We start from the raw sequence: 19,818 nt of genomic DNA on the forward strand, positions 1-19,818 counted from the left end.
AAGTTATTTATCTGAATAATGACCTTTTGCAGAAACGACAAAAATTGTCACCGTATCATCTTCTAGATAATATATCATTCTGTCTTTTTGATTTATTCGTCTCGACCAAAAACCAGTAAGTTCATACTTTAAAGGCTCAGGATTACCTATTCCTTCAAAAGGTGTTTCAGAAAGCTCTAAAAGAATTTTCTCGATATTTTTAATACTCTTTCTATCTCCTGATTTATAATGCTGAATAATGTGTTTTTTAGCTAATTCTTTTATTTCAATCCTAAACTTCCCCATACATCATTAGGATTTATTTCTGTACTTTTTTTATCCTTGGCAGATTTCAAAACCATTTCTACAAACTCTGGATTGTAAGTACTCTTTTCTTCATTAACCTGCCCATATTCATTCGTTTCGACAACTTCAATGCCATCAAGACCCTTAAAAAAAGCTTCGAACATTTCCATAAATGCTTTTCCTGTCTTCGTACGTTCGTTAATTTTTATTGTAGTCATGACTTACTAAATTAAATTATAACCTTACAATTAATAAATTATTAAAAATTAATATTTTATTAATTACGCAAATATACAAAATCAAATCACTTCATGAAGACACTCAAAAGCCAGATTTATGAAACTGTATTTTTTTTCGTTAATTTGTTCAAGGTTTTGGCACAAGTAATAGAACTTGAAACATGAAACCTAAAACTTGAAACAAATCTTAAAATGAAAATTAAAGAAATAATCGCAGTTCTTGAAGAAATGTCACCTTTGGCTTACGCCGAAGATTTTGACAACGTTGGACTTTTAGTTGGCAATTCGGAAACTGAAAGTGCTGGTGTTTTAGTTTGCCATGATGCTTTAGAAAATGTAATTGATGAAGCGGTTGCTAAAAATTGCAATTTGGTAGTTTGTTTTCACCCGATATTATTTTCAGGAATTAAAAAAATTACGGGTAAAAATTATGTAGAACGCGCTATTTTAAAAGCAATTAAAAATGATATTGCCATTTATGCCGTTCATACCGCGCTCGACAATCATTCTCAAGGCGTGAATAAAATTTTCTGTGATGCATTAGGTTTAGTGAATACCAAAGTTTTAATTCCAAAACAGAATTTCATTCAAAAACTAATTACTTATACCGTTCCAGATAATACGGATAAAGTCCGTAAAGCATTATTTGAAGCTGGCGCAGGAACAATTGGCAACTATGATAATTGCAGTTTTAACTCAGAGGGAACTGGAACTTACAAAGGAAACTCTGAAAGTAATCCCGTAATTGGTGAACGTCATGAACTAACCGAAACCCAGGAAATAAAAATTGAAGTTACTTTTGAAAAACACTTGCAATCCCGCATTTTAAAAGCACTTTTTGCGAATCATATTTACGAAGAAGTAGCTTACGAAATTTATAATCTTGAAAATTCACATCAAAATATTGGTTTGGGAATGATTGGTGAATTTGAAACTGAAATGGATGAACAAGAATTTCTTCACTTTGTAAAAGATAAAATGATTGCCGATGGAATTCGTCATTCTGCTTTTTTAGAAAAAAAAATAAAAAAAGTCGCTGTACTAGGAGGTTCAGGAAGTTTTGCCATAAAAAATGCAATTCAAGCTGGAGCCGATGCTTTTTTGACAGCCGATTTAAAATATCACCAATTTTACGAAGCCGAAAACAAGTTACTTTTAGCAGATATTGGTCATTTTGAGAGCGAACGCTATACAAAAAATTATATTGTTGATTATCTTCGAAAAAAAATTCTTAATTTTGCAATCATTTTATCGGAAGAAAATACAAATCCAGTTAAGTACTTATAAAATATGACGAATACGAAAGAATTAAGTGTTGAGGACAAGTTAAGAGCAATATACGACTTACAGCTTATTGACTCTAGAATTGACGAAATCAGAAACGTTAGAGGAGAACTTCCTTTAGAGGTTGAAGATTTAGAAGATGAAGTTGCAGGTTTGAGCACTCGTTCAGAGAAACTGAAAGGTGAACTTGAAGTGATTGAGGAGCAAATCAAAGCAAAGAAAATTGCTATTGAGGAGCATAAAGAGGTGATTAAAAAGTACACAAAACAACAAGAATCAGTACGTAACAACAGAGAATTTAATTCTTTAACAAAAGAGGTTGAATTTCAAGAATTAGAAATTCAATTGGCTGAAAAGCAAATCAAAGAAATGAAAGCTTCTATTGAGCACAAAAAAGAAGTTATTTCTAACTTAAAAGAAAAACTTGATGCTAAAAGCTCTCATTTAAAACATAAAAAATCTGAATTAGATGCTATTATGGCTGAAACTCAGAAAGAAGAAACTTTCTTAACTGAGAAATCTGCTGAGTATGCTGCACAAATCGAAGACAGATTATTGGCTGCTTACAACAGAATCAGAAGCAGTGTTCGTAACGGATTGGCTGTAGTTTCTATCGAAAGAGGAGCTTCTGCTGGATCTTTCTTTACAATTCCACCTCAAACTCAGGTTGAAATTGCTTCAAGAAAGAAAATCATCACTGATGAGCACTCTGGAAGAATCTTAGTTGATACGCAATTAGCTGAAGAAGAAAAAGAAAAAATGGAACAATTGTTCGCAAAATTCTAAATATCAAAGTCCCGATTAAATCGGGACTTTTTTTTGCGTTTATTTTTGCCACTAATTCCACGAATTTGCACAAATTATTTTTTTAATCTATAATGCTGAGAATAAAAATTCGTGGTCATTTGTGTAATTCGTGGCAGACCTTTTTTTACCTTTAGAAAAAAATTTAAGTTTTGGGAATTAAAAAAGGAATTCGGTTCATCACATTAAAATCGGTTGGATCTTACATTAATTTTTTGAGTTATGTTCGTCCGCAAAAAGCCATGGAACTTTCTTATGCTCTTTTTAGCCAGCCTAGAATTGGCAGATTAAAAAAAGAAGAGCTGCCAAAAGTTTTGAGACATACAGAAACAGAAACGTTTCATCATAACGAACACCATTTTCAAACTTACATTTGGAAAGGAAATCAGACCAAGATACTTTTGGTTCACGGCTGGGAAAGCAATGCTTCTCGCTGGAAAAAAACTTTACCACATCTTCAAAAATCAGGAAGTACCATTATTGCAATTGATGCTCCTGCTCATGGACAAAGCAGCGGAAAAGAATTTAATGTTCCGCTTTACGCTGAATTTATCAATAAAGCAGTTGAGAAATATCAGCCAGAAATTATTATTGGACATTCTATCGGCGGTGCTGCCTGCGTTTATCATCAATATTTGTTTCCGAATACCAGCATCAACAAAATGGTTATTCTTGGCGCTCCTTCTGATTTAAAAACTTTGATTGATAACTATATCGCAATGCTGAGTTTGAACAGAAAAATGCTTCCGCTTTTAGAAACTAAATTCATAAATCGTTTCAACTTTAAACTAGAAGATTTTTCAGGACAAAAATTTGCATCCGAATTTACTATTCCTGGATTCATTGCTCACGATACTTCTGATAAAATTGTGGCTTTCGCCGAAGGACAAAAAATAGCAAGCAATTGGAAAAATAGCCAGTTTATTGAAACCACTGGTTTAGGTCACGGAATGCATGATGATGAATTGTATGATAAAGTGATTGAGTTTCTATTTTCTGAAGTTTCTGAGCCGCTAAGTCGCTAAGATTCTAAGCTTTTTTAATCTAAAATCTAAAATTAAAATGATTGCTGTAATTTTTGAAGTCATTCCCAACGAGGGAAAGAAAGAAGAATATTTAGATATCGCTGCAAATTTAAAACCTGAATTAAGCCATATTGATGGTTTTATTTCGATAGAAAGATTTCAGAGTTTAGCTGATCCTGGAAAAATTTTGTCTTTATCTTTTTGGAGAGATGAAGAAAGTATTCAACAATGGAGAAATCTCGAGATGCATCGTGTGGCACAGGCAAAAGGCAGAAATGAAGTTTTTAAAGATTATCATTTACGAATTGCAACCGTAGTTCGTGACTACGGAATGTTCGACAGAAAAGAAACACCTGAAGATAGTTCGATTTTTTATGATTCGTAAAAAAAGGTTCAAAGGTGCAGAGGGTCAAAGGGACAAAGATTTTTTTTCAAGGTTCTAAGTTTTGCCTATCTAAAGTCTAAAATCTGAAATCTAAAATCTTTTTTTTTGTCTACTTTTGCAGTATGGAAGAAAATTTAAAACGTCTTAATAAATTTATTGGTGAAACAGGTTATTGTTCTCGTCGCGAAGCTGATAAATTAATTGAAGAAGGACGCGTAACAATAAATGGCGCTGTGGCTGAAATGGGGACTAAAGTTTTTCCAGATGATGAAGTACGTATTAATGGAAAATTAATCGTAGAGAAAAACGAAAAAATGGTTTATCTGGCTTTCAATAAACCTGTAGGAATTGAATGTACTACCAACTTAGAAGTTAAAAATAACATCGTAGATTATATTAATTATCCAAAACGTATTTTTCCAATTGGACGATTGGATAAAGCCAGTGAAGGATTAATTTTTATGACTAATGATGGCGATATTGTAAACAAAATTCTTCGTGCTAGAAATAACCACGAAAAAGAATATACTGTTACGGTAAACAAACCTATTACTGAACGTTTTATTCAACGAATGGGAAATGGTGTTCCAATTCTGGATACAGTTACTAAAAAGTGTAAAGTAGAGCAAATTAGCAAATACACTTTCAAAATCATTTTAACGCAAGGATTAAACCGTCAGATCAGAAGAATGTCTGAATATCTGGGTTATGAAGTTACAGCCTTAAAACGTATTAGAATCATTAATATATCTTTGGATGTTCCTGTTGGAAGGTATAGAGATTTAACCGATGCTGAAATAAAAGAATTGAATCAGTTAATTGAACCTTCTAGTAAAACGGAAGAAGCAAGTTTTCCTAAAGTAGAAAGTTCAGCTTCAAGTGCAACTCCAACTAGAAGAAAAAACTTTATCTCAAAACATGATCCTAGATTTAAAAAAAGAGGAGATAATAAATAAAGAAAATCCCATTCGTTTGAATGGGATTTTTTGTTATTTCTTTTTATCCAAAAAATCATAATACAAAGCTTTCGATAAAAAACTTGAATTTTGATAATTTGAAATCAATTCTTCCCTTACTCCTTCTGTATATTTCCCATCTAAATTATTTTGCTTGAAATATTCACGACGGATATCATCATTAAAATTCAAACCACTTAAAAAAACAGGTTCAACTCCTTTGTTCACAGAAATATTATAATTAGTCACTAAACTTCCCCAGTTCACATAACTGCATAAAAGAATTGTTCCATAAAAGTACCAAACCATCTGATTGAAAAGATAAGCATTCGTTTTTTGTTTTCTTATTTTCTGAAATGAAACTGACAATCCGATAATAGCCAAGATTAAAAAAGCATAAACTCCAAGACGTTTATACGTTAAACCATAAAAAGAAACATATTCTGTATTTTTAATCATAGCACTTACAATTAAAACCACATTTAATGCAAGCCAAACTTTAGCCAAGTTTTTTAAAGATTTAGCTTTCTCATCAAAATTAAATCCACCTTTAAAGTAAAATAAGATTACGCCAACTGCCATTAGAATTGAAAAAATTACAGCATTTACGCGTTCGTGTGTGTCAGCGCTTAAGTTTGTTTTTTCTACAACTTCAAAAAATTGCTCGTAGTTGTAAGTTCCAATAAAAACTAAAAGCATAATATTCAAAAGAAACAATGTGATTTCCCCGCTTTTTCTTTCGAAGTCCAAATCAAGAAACGAAAATGTACTTTGATTTTTGACTTCAGAAATATCACTAAAATCATTGTTTAGCTTCGGATTGAATTCGTAACAAGCATCTGGAACCCAGTAATTCCAAAAACTAAACGAAATATAAAATCCTAAAATGCACATTGCAATTAATTGCGGTAGATTGATATCTAACTCATAATCTGTAAATAATGAAGAGAAATGATCGCTTCCAAAAGAATAAACGATAAAAAACAAACCAAGAAAAATGACTGGAATAATAACAAACGCCACTAATTTTTTAGCAAAATCGTTATGAATTTTTCTTTCTGGAAGCCATTGACTGAAAAGAAAAATACGTCCTACTGATGTAAATCCGTTTAAAATTATTAATGGAAAGATTTGTATCGTTTTGAGCTCTCCATCATGAGTTTTGAATTGCAAAAATAAAATTGATAATGCTAAAGCAAAAAACGATGCCGCATCTCCATACCAAGCAAAAGCAAAACAAGATAAAATAGAAGTCATAACCAAAATAAGATGTGATCTGTCAACTAACTTTTCTTGAAAGAAATAGCTAATTAAAAGCGTCAGCAAAACGCCAAAAATAGAAATATTGATTCCGACAGATTCGTTGTAAAAAAGCAGTATAAAAACCGCTGTACATGCGAAGATAATTTGATGTTTTTTCATGATTTTAATTTTTAAAAGTACTTTGTAATTCAAAGTTTTTAGATAAAAAATTTTAGTTTCTAAGATTTCATTAATTTTTCGAGGTAAGAAAGGTGTTCTTTAAACGCCGCGCGGCCTAGCGGTGTTACTTGATAAGATGTTTTCGGCTTTTTGCCCACAAATTCTTTCTTAATTTCGATATATTCGGATTTCTCCAGTGCAGAAGAATGACTTGCTAAATTACCATCGGTGATATTCAAAAGCGTTTTCATCTCGGTAAAATCTACCCAGTCGTTAACCATCAGAACGGACATGATACCCAGTCTGACACGGCTTTCGAAATCTTTATTTAGTTTGTCAATAATTCCCATTCAATTATTTATATTTTTTGAACATTACTAATCCGTATAAGATATGTAGAATTCCGAATCCAAGAATCCAGAAAATCAACCCATACCCGATATAGAAAAGAGCAATTAATCCTAAACAAAGTTCGCAGAAACCTAAATATTTTACATCAGAAAAAGTATATTTTTCTGCATTAATAAGCGCTAAACCATAAAACAGCAAAGTAGATGGCGCAACCAACCCAAAGTATCCGTGATACATTAAAGCCAAACAGAAAACACCTCCTGCAAACAAAGGAACCGCCAAATTGAAAAGCATTTTCTTGGTGGCAGACGTCCAAATTGGCAAGTTGTATTTTCGGCTTTTTCTAATGGTAAAAAAGATTCCGAATGCAAATGCACAAACTAAAATTCCAATTCCTATCCAGAATAATTCTGAAACTAAATTGGCAGAATACAATCTATGTTCGTCAGTTAAATAATCCATTCCATTTGCCTTGAACAACTGGTATACATAGATTCCACCAATTAAAGCCGAAAGACCTGCGAAAACTCCTGAAAGTCCGCTTAACGATATAAATCTTGAAGAGCGCTCCATCATGGAACGAATATGTGCTAAATCTTCTTGGTGCTTTTGATTCATAATTAAAGTACTTTGCGATACAAAGTTATTATTTATTTTGAATTGGCAAGTAAAAACTTGAAAAAATAATTGAAAATAAAATTGATTTATATCTTGATCTGTATTCTCTTCCTTTGAAATGTGTAATCCCTATGGGATATTCTATTCTGGCATTAATAATTTTAGCTACCGATATTCAACTCCTAACGGAGTTGTTTATGCAGATAAAAAATGGCTGGATGGCTACCGACATTTAACTCCTAGCGGAGTTGTTTGTGCAGATTAAAAAATGGCTGGATGGCTACCGATATTTAACTCCTAGCGGAGTTGTTTATGCAGATAAAAAATGGCTGGATGGCTACCGATATTTAACTCCTAGCGGAGTTGTTTGTGCAGATTAAAAAATGACCGGATGGCTACCAATATTTAACTCCTACCGGAGTTATCTGTACAGATTTAAAAATGACCGGATAGCTACCAATATTTAACTCCTACCGGAGTTATCTGTACAGATTTAAAAATGGCTGGGTAGCTACCGATATTTAACTCCTAGCGGAGTTATCTCGGAGAGATTAAATATTGGTAGAATAATAATTTACGTCGTTTTTTTGTCCCGTAGGGACTAGATTTTTAAAAGATATCCAATATCTCTCCGAAAAGTTGCGTGAGGGATAGGAGCATGCTACCGAAGTAGCGCGGATAGCCCGACCCCGACACGTTGAGAGGGCGTATAAGCGCAAAGTATATTTGCCCTCTCAATGGGTTGGGGTCACGCCCAAAATATAAAAACGAAAAAGCCCATTCTTAACGAATAGGCTTTACATAAATTTAAAGTTTTAGAACCATCTTCTGCGTTTGAATAAAAAGACTCCAAAAGAAGATAGAATAATTGAAATTAAAAGCAGAATCCAGATCCCATATTTGCTTTCTTCTAGACCGTTTGGTACGTTCATTCCGTACAAACTAGCAATTAGGGTTGGAATCATCAAAATGATCGAAATGGATGTCATCTGTTTCATAATATTATTCATATTATTGGAGATTACAGAAGCGTAAGCATCCATCATTCCGGTTAAGATGTTGTTGTAGATATTGGCTGTATCCTGCGCTTGGTTTAACTCGATTTCGACATCTTCTAATAATTCTGGATCGTAATTGGCTTTGTGCGCTTTTAAGTTTTTGATTCTTTGGAATAAAACATCATTTGCTTTTAGCGACGTGATAAAGAATACAAAACATTTTTCGATTTGAAGCAAGGCTTGCAATTCTTCATTTTTGATAGATTTCTCTAAATTATCTTCTGCCAGTTTTATTTTATGATTAATTTGTTTCAAATATTTCAAGTACCAAACGCTCGATGATAAAAGCAATCTTAAAACTAAGTTGAAATTATCTTCTATATCGATGTTTTTACGCTGAGAATAAGCTACAAAATCTTTTATGATTTCTGTTTTATAAAAACTGATAGTTACGCAAATATCTTCTTTAAAAATGATTCCGAGCGGAACGGTATGAAAAGGAATTTTTACGTCGCCACTTTTAATGGGAATACGCATAATAATCAAAGTCCAACCGTCTTCGATTTCGATACGAGGTCTTTCATCAATATCCTCTATATCATTGTAAAAGGCTTCAGGAAGTTGAAGCTCTTCTAATAAATAATTTTTATCTGATTCTGTTGGAGATTCGATGTGAATCCAGCAATTTGAAGTCCATTTTTGGATTTCTACTAATCCGTTGTTGTTTGTGTAAAAGGCTTTCATTTCAAAATACAGGTTTTTAGCGCAGCATTTTGAAATTTCAAAAGCTGCTTAATTTAATACTAACGAATAATAATAATCGTCCATTTGGAGAAGTGTTATTTTTTAAAGTGCTGCAAAAGTATCCTTTATTTTTAAGAACCGAAACTTTAAACTATTAATTATATATTAAAATGGTTTTTAAACACATAGAAACATAGATATTCCGTGTGTAGAAAAGGCGTTTCACTTATTAAAACAAACATAGTTAGAGGTAAAGTTACTATGTTGGAGAAATTTGTTTCTCTTTTGTATTCTTTTTTAGAATTCAAATTCTATGTTTCTATGTGTTTAAAAATTTTAAGCTAATTCCATAAAAAAGCCCGTTCTATATAGAACAGGCTTTAGAATATATTTTGACGCAATATTATTTATTTCTTGCGCTTCTCATTTTTCTTGCTAAAAGTGTATTCTTTAACAACATCGCAATTGTCATTGGTCCTACTCCACCAGGAACTGGCGTAATGAACGATGCTTTTTTGCTTACTCCGTCAAAATCAACATCACCTTTGATAACGTATCCTTTTGGGTTTGAAGCGTCATCTACGCGTGTAATTCCAACGTCGATAACCGTAACTCCTTCTTTTACCATATCTGCTTTTAAGAATTCTGGAACTCCTAAAGCTGTGATAATGATATCGGCATTTTTAGTGAATTCTGCTAAGTCTTTAGTACGGCTATGAGTCAATGTAACTGTAGAATCTCCAGGATTTCCTTTACGGCTCATCAAGATGCTCATTGGGCGTCCCACGATATGACTTCTACCTATTACAACAGTATGTTTCCCTGATGTTTCTACTTTGTAACGCTCTAACAATTCCATAATTCCGAATGGAGTTGCTGGAATAAAACTTTCCATTTCAAGTGCCATTCTACCAAAGTTTGTTGGGTGGAATCCGTCAACATCTTTGTCTGGATCGATTGCTAATAAAATTTTCTGTTCGTCGATATGTTTTGGCAAAGGCAATTGAACGATGTATCCGTCTAGATTGTCGTCTTCGTTTAATTCTTTAATTTTTGCTAATAATTCGTCTTCTGTAATCGTTTCTGGCAAAGCAACTAAAGTTGAATCAAAACCAATTTCTTGGCATGATTTTACTTTACTTCCTACGTAAGTTAAACTTGCTCCGTTGTTTCCCACTAAAACCGCTGCCAAATGAGGCACTTTTCCTCCAGCTGCTTTTATAGATTGAACTTCGATTGCAATTTCGTTTTTAATGTCGTTAGATGTTTTTTTACCGTCTAGTAGTTGCATTGTGTGTTGTTTCAGGTTTTAATTTTTGTTTCAAGTTTCAGGTTTCATGTCAAAACGAAACTCTTTATATATTAAGTGAAAAAGTTTCAAGTTTTGGTCTCTTAACTTGAAACCTTAAACTTGAAACTTTTCTTATTTTATTTCGGCATTCCTCCTGGCATACCACCCGGCATCCCTTTCATACCTCCCATCATTTTCATCAGATTTTTTCCGCCTGGACCTTGCATCATTTTCATCATCTTGCTCATTTGGTCAAACTGCTTCATCAGCTGATTTACTTGCTCGACTTTAGTTCCTGAACCTTTTGCGATTCTGGCTTTTCTTTTTACGTCGATAATGGCTGGTTTGCTTCTTTCTCCTGGCGTCATCGAATAAATGATCGCTTCGATATGTTTGAAAGCGTCGTCTTCGATTTCAACGTCTTTCATCGCTTTTGAAGCACCTGGTATCATTCCAACCAAGTCTTTCATATTACCCATTTTCTTCACTTGCTGAATCTGCGTTAAGAAGTCATCAAAACCAAATTCGTTTTTAGCAATTTTCTTTTGAAGTTTTCTTGCTTCTTCTTCGTCAAATTGTTCCTGAGCTCTTTCAACAAGAGACACAACGTCTCCCATCCCTAAGATACGCTCAGCCATACGTTCTGGATAGAAAACATCAATTGCTTCCATTTTTTCTCCAGTACCAACAAATTTGATTGGTTTGTTTACAATCGATTTGATTGAAAGTGCCGCTCCACCACGAGTATCACCATCTAATTTCGTTAAGATAACTCCATCAAAGTTCAAGATATCGTTGAAAGCTTTTGCTGTATTTACAGCGTCTTGTCCTGTCATAGAGTCTACAACGAACAATGTTTCTTGTGGCTGAATTGCTTTGTGAACACGTGCAATTTCGTCCATCATTTCCTGATCTACTGCTAAACGACCTGCTGTATCGACGATAACAACATTGAAACCGTTTGCTTTAGCGTGTTTAATTGCATTTTGAGCAATTTCTACGGGATTTTTATTTTCTGGTTCTGAGTAAACCTCAACACCTATTTGATCTCCCACAACATGCAACTGATTAATCGCCGCTGGACGGTAGATATCACAGGCTACAAGAAGTGGTTTCTTGTTTTTCTTAGTTTTTAAGAAGTTTGCTAATTTTCCAGAGAAAGTCGTTTTACCAGAACCTTGAAGTCCTGACATCAAAATCACAGTTGGATTTCCTGATAAGTTAACACCAGCAACATCTCCACCCATTAATTCTGTCAACTCATCTTTTACCAGTTTTACTAATAATTGTCCTGGCTGTAAGGTTGTAAGTACGTCCTGACCAATTGCTTTGTCTTTAACTCTTGCTGTAAAATCTTTAGCAATTTTAAAGTTAACATCGGCATCAAGTAATGCACGACGAACTTCTTTTAAGGTATCGGCAACGTTTACTTCTGTAATTTTACCGTGCCCTTTTAATATATGGAACGCTTTATCTAACTTATCACTTAAATTATCAAACATATCATTTTCTTTATATGAAGTGCAAAGATAATCTAATTAGATATTTCAGGCAATTTTTATTTAAATGCTTTTTTTGCCACAAAGGCACTAAGACACAAAGTTTTTTTGCCACGAATTACTCTAATTTCTCGAATTATTTTTCTCTCGCAGATTTAGCAGATTACTTTTATTTTAACAGTTTAAAATCTGTTTGATCTGCTAAATCTGCGAGAGAAAAAAAATCATTTTAATCCTTCTAATCTGTGGCAAAAGAAAAAGGCACAAAGAATAAAATCTTTGTGCCTTTGTTGCTATGAACCTCCAGAATTAAAACTGGAAGTATATAAATGGCTGCGAACCGGCAACTGCTGTTGCATAAACAATCCAGTAAACAAATCCCAAGATTATTGCTTTTACTAATAATGGAGTTTTGTCGAAAACCGATTTCATTCCGTTAGTGAAAGTTTCTGGCAAGAAATGCCAAACATAACCGAACAGCATTAATCCGAATACATTTTTATATCCAAGAACAATTGTTTTCCAAAGTTCTGGTTCGAATGTTAATTGTCCGATATTATTAATTACTTGTAATGCCGTTTCAAAATCTCTTGCGCGGAAAAATATCCAACAGAAAACCACAAAATGAAAAGTAATTAAGATTGAGAAAAATCTCCACAAGAAATTTGGGCTTTTACCTTTCTTCGACGGAAAGAATTCCATGAATATTTTATGAACTGCCAAAGCTAATCCGTGTAATGCTCCCCAAACAATAAACTGTGCTCCTGCTCCATGCCACAAACCTCCTAAAAGCATTGTAGTAAACAAATTGAAATTGGTTACTAAAGTCTGTTTGATTTTGCTTGAAAGTAAAAACGACAAAGCAAAAATTAAAATACTGATTCCTGCAATAATAAGCGGAATTATACTTTCATTATAACAAGACATTCCCCAAAGCAACAATCCGAAAAAAAATAAACTTGGGAATAAATATCCTGCGAAAGATCCATTACGGTTTCCTCCAATAGAAATGTATAAAAAGTCTTTTAACCAAGTCGAAAGCGAAATATGCCATCTTCTCCAGAAATCGGTAATCGAAGTTGACTTATACGGAGTTCTAAAGTTGACTGGCAATTTAAATCCGAGTAATAACGCTATACCAATTGCCATATCTGAGTATCCAGAGAAATCACAGTAAATCTGAATCGCATATCCGTACGAAGCCATTAAATTTTCGAACGAAGTGTAGCTCATCGGTGTATCAAAAACACGATCGACAAAGTTTACTGAGATATAATTTGAGATTACGGTCTTCTTGATTAAACCTCCAATAATCAAAAATAAAGCATTGTTTACGTCTTGTTTTGTTAAGTTTAATTTTTGATAAATCTGAGGAAGGAAATCTTTTGCGCGAACAATTGGTCCTGCAACTAATTGAGGAAAGAATGATACGAAGAATAAATACTCAATGTAATTTTTTGTCGGTTTAATTTCTTCTCTATAAATCTCAATAATATAACTCATCGACTGGAATGTATAGAACGAAATTCCAACAGGAAGGAAAACATTATGAAGTGCAAAATTACCATGAAACATATCATTGTAAGTCACAATCAAGAAATTCATGTATTTGAAATAGCCTAAAAGTGCCAAATTCAAAATGACACTAATTACCAAGTAAAATTTCTTAACTCCGTCTCTGCTTTCTCGGTAAATAATCTGGCTCAAACCATAATCTACAACTGACGAAAGCAATAAGAGCAGAAAATAAATACCGCTCGATTTATAGTAAAAGAATAATGAGAAGAGAATAACATACGTTAATCTCAAATAAAATGTTTTGCGTAAAAAACCATACACAAAATAGAAAACCAGAAATAAACCTAAGAATAAACCGGTATTGAATAAAAGTTTTTCGTCTTCATTATAAACAAACCAACTTTTAACTTGTTCTATTGTAATTGCACCAAAATTTTGAATGAACCAATTATTAATGCTATCTATTGTTGTCAACTTACTTCTTTAATTTAAAATTATCGTATGATCTTAAAAACGCCTGAGCAAACAGATTTCCTTGTTTCTCGTATCCTTTTTTTGAATAATGAACCCAGTCTGGCCCAATTAATCCCTGTACTTTTAATTGCCTGATTCCGCTCATGCCTCCAAACTCATCGTACAAATCCCAAACAGCAAAACCGTCTTTTTGGGCTATATCTATAATTTGCCTTGTATAATTATCAATATAGGTATTTGGCTTTCGTCTTAACAATGATGGCGGAGGTGTCATTACAATTATAGGAGCATCTATTTTTTGTGCTCTTATATTATTGATAAACTCTCGCAATTCTTTAATATAATTTTCTGGATCTAGGTGTTCATAGCTTTCATTTGTTCCCAGCGAAAAAACCAGCAGGTCAGGATGCAATGATTTCAATTGATCAAAAAACAATGGATATTTATTGTAATCTGAATATTTAGCTCCATTTACTCCAATACTGCTATAAATAACCCCTGGAGCATCTTTTTCTAACACAATTCCGTTCAATTCGTAATCCTTTGCTTCTTTATTTGGAATCAAGAAAATTCGGCTTAAAGCATTTTCTGAATTATAATAATGTGAAAAAGAATCTGATTCGATTGCCAGCGGAACAAACTCTGACATTGAAATGGTTTTTGCTCTTGTTTCGTTTGTTGAAATTTTTAAAGTTCTCCCGGCACGGATATTATTCGACTTTAAATGATTTTCTCTTTTAATCTCGGCAACCGAAACATTGTATTTATCTGCAATACTTCCAAGCACCTCACCTTTCTTAATTTTATGCGTAATGACTCTTCGCTCTGTTGTCTGAATAGAATTGATTTTAGAAGAAGTAGCCAAATCAAACATATTCTGATTTTGAGGCGTAATAATTTTTATTGTATTGAATTTGTACGCAGGATCTTTTACGTTCATTTCTAAAACAAATCCGCCTGAATCTCTCCAAAGCCCAATTCCGCTTATCCCGATTGGACATTGCTTTACGGGATATATATTTCTATAACTCTCCCAAGTTCTGTTCGATCTAAAACGCTCGTTGTAAGATCCGTTTGTTCTGGCTAATTGATAAGGAAAAACCAAACCGCGTCCTGCATTACCAAATTGCTGCTGCAGTTTTTTTCTAATTTCATTCGTCATCAAATCGCTTTGAATATGCGAATCACCAATATGTACAATATTGATTTTTTGGTTTTTCTCACCTTCATTTTTTTCAAGCTTGTGAAAAAGATCGCTTATTGCTTTTGCATTATAAATTTGACCATCTATAGGCTCATCAATTGCTGCGGTATCCACTTTTTGAATCATGCTTTTTGGTATTGGCTGTACGTCTGTTTTTGGAGTTTTTTCATTTGTTGTAAAAAAAAGACAACAAAAGAAAACCATAAGTTTATTTATCATACACTATCTTTTGTTACTGAAACGGAATCGGGTCTGGCTCTTTTTACTGGTTTTGGCTTAGTCCCTTCAGCATCTCTTTTTTGTCTGAGTACTTTATATTCTTCGTATCCTTTATTTAATTGTCCATACAGCAAATTACCAATGGCTTTTGCGCCACGCTGGTTAAAATGCGTATAATCTTTATTTGCTTTGGCTGGAGTTTCATCAACCCATTTTATCATAGAACCGTCTCCTCCCATCAAAGTATATAGATTTACAAAACCTGCTTGTGTTTCCAATGCATAATGTTTTTGTGCTTTCATCAAAGGAACTACGGCCGAATCGGTTTTCATTTCCAAATCATATTTTGTTGACTTATCAGCAGTTGAAACAATTAAGATAGAAACTCCAGGGAAAGATTCTTTTATTTTATTAACGGTTTTCGTCATTCCTTTTTCATACCAAGAATAATTTTTTGTTCCATAATTTAAAACGTTGGTTCCGTAGTGCAGAATAATCAAATCGTATCTTAAGCTATTATTAAAAGCTCTCATTACATCGGCATTGAACATCGAAATTGGAAGTCCTGAATTTCCTCTTTGCGAGAAGTTATCGACATGAACTCCGCTTCCATTATCAAAATTAAATCCGTAAATCGGAATAGAATCTGCTTGTACAAAATTTGCTTTAAAAGCTTTTAAACTTCCTGATGAAACTTTCAATGTATTTACTAAACTATTCGGAGAAAGACTTTTCTTAAGTGTATCTTTTCCTATAATGAAATTCACTTTTCCCACTTTAGACGAACGTCCGTAAAATAATGTTGCATTATCTAAAGAAGTTGAATATTTGTTCAATCCAGCTTCATACTGAACCCAAGTTGAATTGGATTTATCATTTGCAAAAAACACATGCCCGTTAACGCCAAAAGGACTTGTTGGTCTTTTTACGTTTAAATAAGACTGCGTTTTCCAGTTTTTAGAATAAGTTGATTTTACAGATCCTCTAGAGGCTGCGGATTCTGAAGTAATAGGAACAAAACCGACACCGTTTCCTCCAAAACGTTCTTGATAATTGGTACGAACATCTTGCACGATTAAATCTCCATCGGTCATAGAATCTCCGTAATAAGCGATTCTTACTTTATTCTGCGGATTTTTCTCTAACTGATACAATTTCTCATAGAAAGAAATCAGATATTGATATCCTTTATAGTTTTCGAATGTTTCAGCAGGAAATTCAATTCCTTCTGTTTCATCAAAAACAATTTTCTGCCCATTTAATGCTTGCTCACTTTTTGCAATACTGTCTTTGTCTAGCGATAATGAATCGTCGGCAACAGATTCTAAAAGCATACTATCTATCAATATATTTTTAGAATCTAACTTAGTCTCAGAAAATATTTTATCTGGAAGGATTTGTTTAAACCCAATAAAAGCAACCAGCGCTAACGCAACGATCGCAAAAGACTGAAAAAAATAAGACTTTGTATTCACTTAAATAATTATAATAAAATATGAGGAACTGCATTCAAAAATTAAACCAATTAAATTATGGTTAACTCACTGCAGAAAAAATTTGTGCAAAGATAGAATAACATTTTGTTTCTATTTCATTTTAACAAGAAAGTAGAACAAAAAAAAGAGGCTAGAAAAATTCTAACCTCTTGCCAAAAAAAAATAAAAAAAACAAAGCTAATGATTCACTAGATTTTTGATGTTTTTATTTAAAAGTACCTGTATAAAATAAACTATCCAAGCTTATTACCCTTTAATTAGAATGTTGTAGTACTGTTTGCTTGATACGCGAAATTAAAGGTATAATATCCAGATACAGAAGTTTCCGATGGTGTTGTTGGAGCATCTTTATAATAGCTTAATATTTCAAATTTTGCATATTTACCGTCATTAGTTTTTACAACAAAAACTTTACCAGCGATTGGAGAAATAACATGAGTTGTTGCATTATAGCTGTACCAACCGTTTCCGCTTCCCGTAGGAATTGCATATGCTGTAGCGCCATCTTGAACAAAAGTAGAGGCTGAAGGAAACAATGTTACTCCTGAAAATGTACCTGATACGATACTTACGGCACCAGATCCGGTTCTACTTGGCTCTGCATCAGCTTTTTTAGCTCCTCCATTAACCAGAATAGTAGTTTTACTAAAAGCAATATCCCATTTATCACCAGTAACCACTTTGTTTTCTGAGAAGCTGAACTTTGTAAATTCCGCTGAAGTTGCGTCTAAATTAGAAACTTTTGTAGTTACTACTGGTGCAACTTCATTTTTATCGTCATCGCTACTGCAAGATGCTGTAAAAATAAATAATGCTAAAAGCGAAAGTTTTAAGAATTTTGTTTTCATTTTGTAAAAGGTTTAAATAAATATTGATTAAAAATTATATTGAATTCGTGCAAAAAACTGTCTGCCTGCCAAGTTGCTAATTTGGCTAGGATCTGTAAAATCAAATAAATTATTGGCTCCTGCCTGAAGCATGAATTTATCTCCGATATATTTTGAAATTGACAGGTTTGTTAAGAAATAACCATCGATAAATGTGTCATATTTGTCAAGTATCTGATTACCGTTTGTATCAAACATTCCGTATTTACTTCTGTAAAAAACACGCAAGTTGATGTCGGTTTTTATTTTAGGGATAGTGTAGGCGAATTTAACATTGGCCGTATGTTTTGACCTGTTAAACAATCCGAAATAATCAGATTTTTTAATTTGAACGGTTTGTAAATCTGAGTTGCGGATGTATTGGTAATCTTCGAAATTATCCAAAACAGATTTGTCTTTTGCCGTTAAAAACTGATAACCAAATGATACTGATAATTGTTTTGTAAAATCATAAGTTGAATTAAACTCTAAACCGTACGTAAAGATTTTACTAATATTAAAATAACTGAAGACATTCTGACCATTCGTTTTTTGAGCAACAACTCGAGTATCAATTAAATTTTCTATTGAATTATAGAACGCATTCACGTCTAGTCTTAATTTATTTTTCTTGTAAAAAGTTCCAAGATTCACGTTTATTGAGCTTTCTGGCTTCAGAGGTTCACCAAAATTTACTCCATCTACTCTAGACAAAAGTTGCCCCTGTTCTTCAAGTTGATTTAAACGGTCTTCTGCAACATTATATCCCAAAACCGTATATCCAACCGATGGATTTGTAAAATCAAAATACAATTGACGAAAATCTGGAGCCTTGTAACCATATCCTACAGAAGATTTTAAAGAAAAATTCTCATTAACCTTATAATTGACAGCTAATTTTGGGCTAAACTGCGAAGCATATTCACTATGATTATCATATCTAAACCCAGCAAGAATATTCCATTTTTCCGTTGGGTTGTAATCGTATTGCAGGTAAACATATTGCGAATTAAAGTTTACTTGTTTTTCAAAATAAGTTCTGTCTAAAGTCTCATAATTTAATCCAACTCCACCTGTTAGTTTATCATTTTTTAATGAAATCGTTGTTCTAATTTCTGGACGAATTAACCATTGATTGTAATAAGCACTTTCATAAGGAACATTATTCTTATCATTTAAAAAGGAATCATTTTGGTAATTCGTCGTGTAGAACTCATATTCAGAATACACTTTTGAGCTCCATTTATGCTCAAATTTAATTTGCGAATTCCATTCTTTTTCTTTTGCATCGCCTTTATAGTTTTCAGAATCGATAATTGCCACATTATCCATTTTCATATCGTAAAAACGGTTGTTTACAATTAGCTTTAAGTTCTCTGAAAAATCGTAATATATCTTAGGTTGGATTGTAAAATTATAAAATGGCTCTACATTTTTTAGAGGTGTACTTTTATCTAAATCATAACCATCTGTAGAATAAAAATTGGCAAAAAGATTAGCTGAAAATTTCTTCTTTTTCCACAGCAAATTCGTGTTAGCATCATTGGTATTAAAAGTTGCGTACCTATAAGAAAGACTTCCCGTAAATGTATCTTTTTTAGGTCTTTTTGTAATTACATTTATTACTCCTCCCATTGCTTCAGAACCGTACAATGCTGAAGAAGCTCCTTTAACGATTTCAATTCTCTCTATATTTCCCACGGAAACCCTTGATAAATCCAAAACACCAGCACTTCTACCTACTAATGGCACTCCATCAATTAAAATCATAGTATAAGCCGCATCCAATCCTTGCATTTGAATTCCTTCAAAACCACTTTCGTCAGGAATTAAAATAATACCAGTTTGCTCGCTTAAAATTTCATTTAATCTTGTAAGACCAGACTTCATAATTGCTTCAGATGTAATAATTGTCATTGGCAAAGGCAATGACGAAAGCACTCTTTCTGTTCTAGTTGCAGTAGTAACTTTAACTTCCGATAATTCATTTGTTTCCACACTATCTTTTTTAACATTCTGAGATACAGAAATTTGACAAAAAAACACAACAGTAAAAAGAGTAATTCTAAAATTCATTATTTTTATTCAGTCTTAATAATCGATGCAAATATATAACTATTTTTAATTGTTCTAAATAAAA

19 protein-coding genes are annotated in these 19,818 nt (G+C 32.9%); 6 read left to right on the forward strand and 13 right to left on the reverse strand.

From position 1 onward, the window contains the following. Nucleotides 1-3: 3 nt before the first annotated feature. On the reverse strand, nt 4-285 hold the full coding sequence (locus PQ463_RS14295; protein WP_274254270.1) for a Txe/YoeB family addiction module toxin: 282 nt from the start codon (nt 283-285) through the stop codon (nt 4-6). Continuing rightward, the gene (locus PQ463_RS14300) at nt 261-503 is read right to left on the reverse strand and encodes a DUF2683 family protein (protein ID WP_274254271.1); all 243 of its coding nucleotides are present in this window, start codon (nt 501-503) and stop codon (nt 261-263) included. The genes PQ463_RS14295 and PQ463_RS14300 overlap by 25 nt, the downstream gene beginning before the upstream one ends. Nucleotides 504-716: 213 nt before the next feature. Between PQ463_RS14300 and PQ463_RS14305 the strand changes: the two genes are divergently transcribed. From PQ463_RS14305 to rluF, 5 genes are all read left to right on the forward strand, one after another. Continuing rightward, complete coding sequence (locus PQ463_RS14305; protein ID WP_274254272.1) at nt 717-1,811, forward strand: Nif3-like dinuclear metal center hexameric protein; 1,095 nt, start codon at nt 717-719, stop codon at nt 1,809-1,811. Nucleotides 1,812-1,814: 3 nt separating this feature from the next. Continuing rightward, the gene (locus PQ463_RS14310) at nt 1,815-2,594 is read left to right on the forward strand and encodes a zinc ribbon domain-containing protein (RefSeq protein ID WP_091496387.1); all 780 of its coding nucleotides are present in this window, start codon (nt 1,815-1,817) and stop codon (nt 2,592-2,594) included. Nucleotides 2,595-2,764: 170 nt separating this feature from the next. Beyond that, a complete protein-coding gene (locus PQ463_RS14315; RefSeq protein ID WP_274254274.1) occupies nt 2,765-3,637 on the forward strand; it encodes an alpha/beta fold hydrolase in 873 nt (290 codons plus the stop codon). A 37-nt stretch (nt 3,638-3,674) separates the two neighbouring features. Continuing rightward, nucleotides 3,675-4,022, forward strand: a complete 348-nt coding sequence (locus PQ463_RS14320) for an antibiotic biosynthesis monooxygenase family protein (protein ID WP_274254275.1) — start codon at nt 3,675-3,677, stop codon at nt 4,020-4,022. A 122-nt stretch (nt 4,023-4,144) separates the two neighbouring features. Next, nucleotides 4,145-4,978, forward strand: coding sequence for a 23S rRNA pseudouridine(2604) synthase RluF (rluF, locus tag PQ463_RS14325; protein ID WP_274254276.1), 834 nt, complete (start codon nt 4,145-4,147; stop codon nt 4,976-4,978). A gap of 33 nt (nt 4,979-5,011) precedes the next feature. Here the strand turns inward: rluF and PQ463_RS14330 are convergent, their stop codons facing one another. Genes PQ463_RS14330 through PQ463_RS14340 form a run of 3 tightly spaced genes read right to left on the reverse strand, consistent with a single transcriptional unit; the run spans nt 5,012 to nt 7,369 of the window. After that, complete coding sequence (locus PQ463_RS14330) at nt 5,012-6,400, reverse strand: DUF4153 domain-containing protein (RefSeq protein WP_274254277.1); 1,389 nt, start codon at nt 6,398-6,400, stop codon at nt 5,012-5,014. Between the two features lie 59 nt (nt 6,401-6,459). Next, nucleotides 6,460-6,750: a winged helix-turn-helix domain-containing protein gene (locus tag PQ463_RS14335; RefSeq protein WP_008464519.1), complete on the reverse strand. Its 291-nt coding sequence runs from the start codon at nt 6,748-6,750 to the stop codon at nt 6,460-6,462. A gap of 4 nt (nt 6,751-6,754) precedes the next feature. Continuing rightward, nucleotides 6,755-7,369 carry a hypothetical protein gene (locus tag PQ463_RS14340; protein ID WP_274254278.1) on the reverse strand — a complete coding sequence of 205 codons (615 nt, stop codon included), beginning with the start codon at nt 7,367-7,369 and terminating at the stop codon, nt 6,755-6,757. Between the two features lie 254 nt (nt 7,370-7,623). Between PQ463_RS14340 and PQ463_RS14345 the strand changes: the two genes are divergently transcribed. After that, nucleotides 7,624-7,749, forward strand: coding sequence for a hypothetical protein (locus PQ463_RS14345; protein WP_274254279.1), 126 nt, complete (start codon nt 7,624-7,626; stop codon nt 7,747-7,749). Between the two features lie 435 nt (nt 7,750-8,184). Here the strand turns inward: PQ463_RS14345 and PQ463_RS14350 are convergent, their stop codons facing one another. The 8 genes from PQ463_RS14350 to PQ463_RS14385 all read right to left on the reverse strand — a co-directional run bounded on the left by PQ463_RS14350 (nt 8,185) and on the right by PQ463_RS14385 (nt 19,676). After that, the gene (locus PQ463_RS14350) at nt 8,185-9,111 is read right to left on the reverse strand and encodes a magnesium transporter CorA family protein (protein WP_111379964.1); all 927 of its coding nucleotides are present in this window, start codon (nt 9,109-9,111) and stop codon (nt 8,185-8,187) included. Between the two features lie 403 nt (nt 9,112-9,514). Next, the gene (locus PQ463_RS14355) at nt 9,515-10,402 is read right to left on the reverse strand and encodes a bifunctional 5,10-methylenetetrahydrofolate dehydrogenase/5,10-methenyltetrahydrofolate cyclohydrolase (protein WP_111379962.1); all 888 of its coding nucleotides are present in this window, start codon (nt 10,400-10,402) and stop codon (nt 9,515-9,517) included. Between the two features lie 137 nt (nt 10,403-10,539). Next, the gene (gene ffh / locus PQ463_RS14360) at nt 10,540-11,904 is read right to left on the reverse strand and encodes a signal recognition particle protein (RefSeq protein ID WP_095929402.1); all 1,365 of its coding nucleotides are present in this window, start codon (nt 11,902-11,904) and stop codon (nt 10,540-10,542) included. A gap of 306 nt (nt 11,905-12,210) precedes the next feature. Continuing rightward, the gene (locus tag PQ463_RS14365) at nt 12,211-13,893 is read right to left on the reverse strand and encodes an MBOAT family O-acyltransferase (protein ID WP_274254280.1); all 1,683 of its coding nucleotides are present in this window, start codon (nt 13,891-13,893) and stop codon (nt 12,211-12,213) included. Between the two features lies 1 nt (nt 13,894). Beyond that, the gene (locus PQ463_RS14370) at nt 13,895-15,316 is read right to left on the reverse strand and encodes a GDSL-type esterase/lipase family protein (RefSeq protein ID WP_274254281.1); all 1,422 of its coding nucleotides are present in this window, start codon (nt 15,314-15,316) and stop codon (nt 13,895-13,897) included. After that, complete coding sequence (locus tag PQ463_RS14375) at nt 15,313-16,791, reverse strand: SGNH/GDSL hydrolase family protein (protein ID WP_274254282.1); 1,479 nt, start codon at nt 16,789-16,791, stop codon at nt 15,313-15,315. Before PQ463_RS14375 ends, PQ463_RS14370 begins: the two co-directional genes overlap by 4 nt. A gap of 278 nt (nt 16,792-17,069) precedes the next feature. Then, nucleotides 17,070-17,660 carry an HmuY family protein gene (locus PQ463_RS14380; RefSeq protein WP_274254283.1) on the reverse strand — a complete coding sequence of 197 codons (591 nt, stop codon included), beginning with the start codon at nt 17,658-17,660 and terminating at the stop codon, nt 17,070-17,072. Nucleotides 17,661-17,687: 27 nt separating this feature from the next. Continuing rightward, nucleotides 17,688-19,676: a TonB-dependent receptor plug domain-containing protein gene (locus tag PQ463_RS14385; RefSeq protein ID WP_337992868.1), complete on the reverse strand. Its 1,989-nt coding sequence runs from the start codon at nt 19,674-19,676 to the stop codon at nt 17,688-17,690. Nucleotides 19,677-19,818: the final 142 nt, after the last annotated feature.

It is taken from the genome of Flavobacterium sp. KACC 22763 (assembly GCF_028736155.1).
GTDB lineage: Bacteria > Bacteroidota > Bacteroidia > Flavobacteriales > Flavobacteriaceae > Flavobacterium.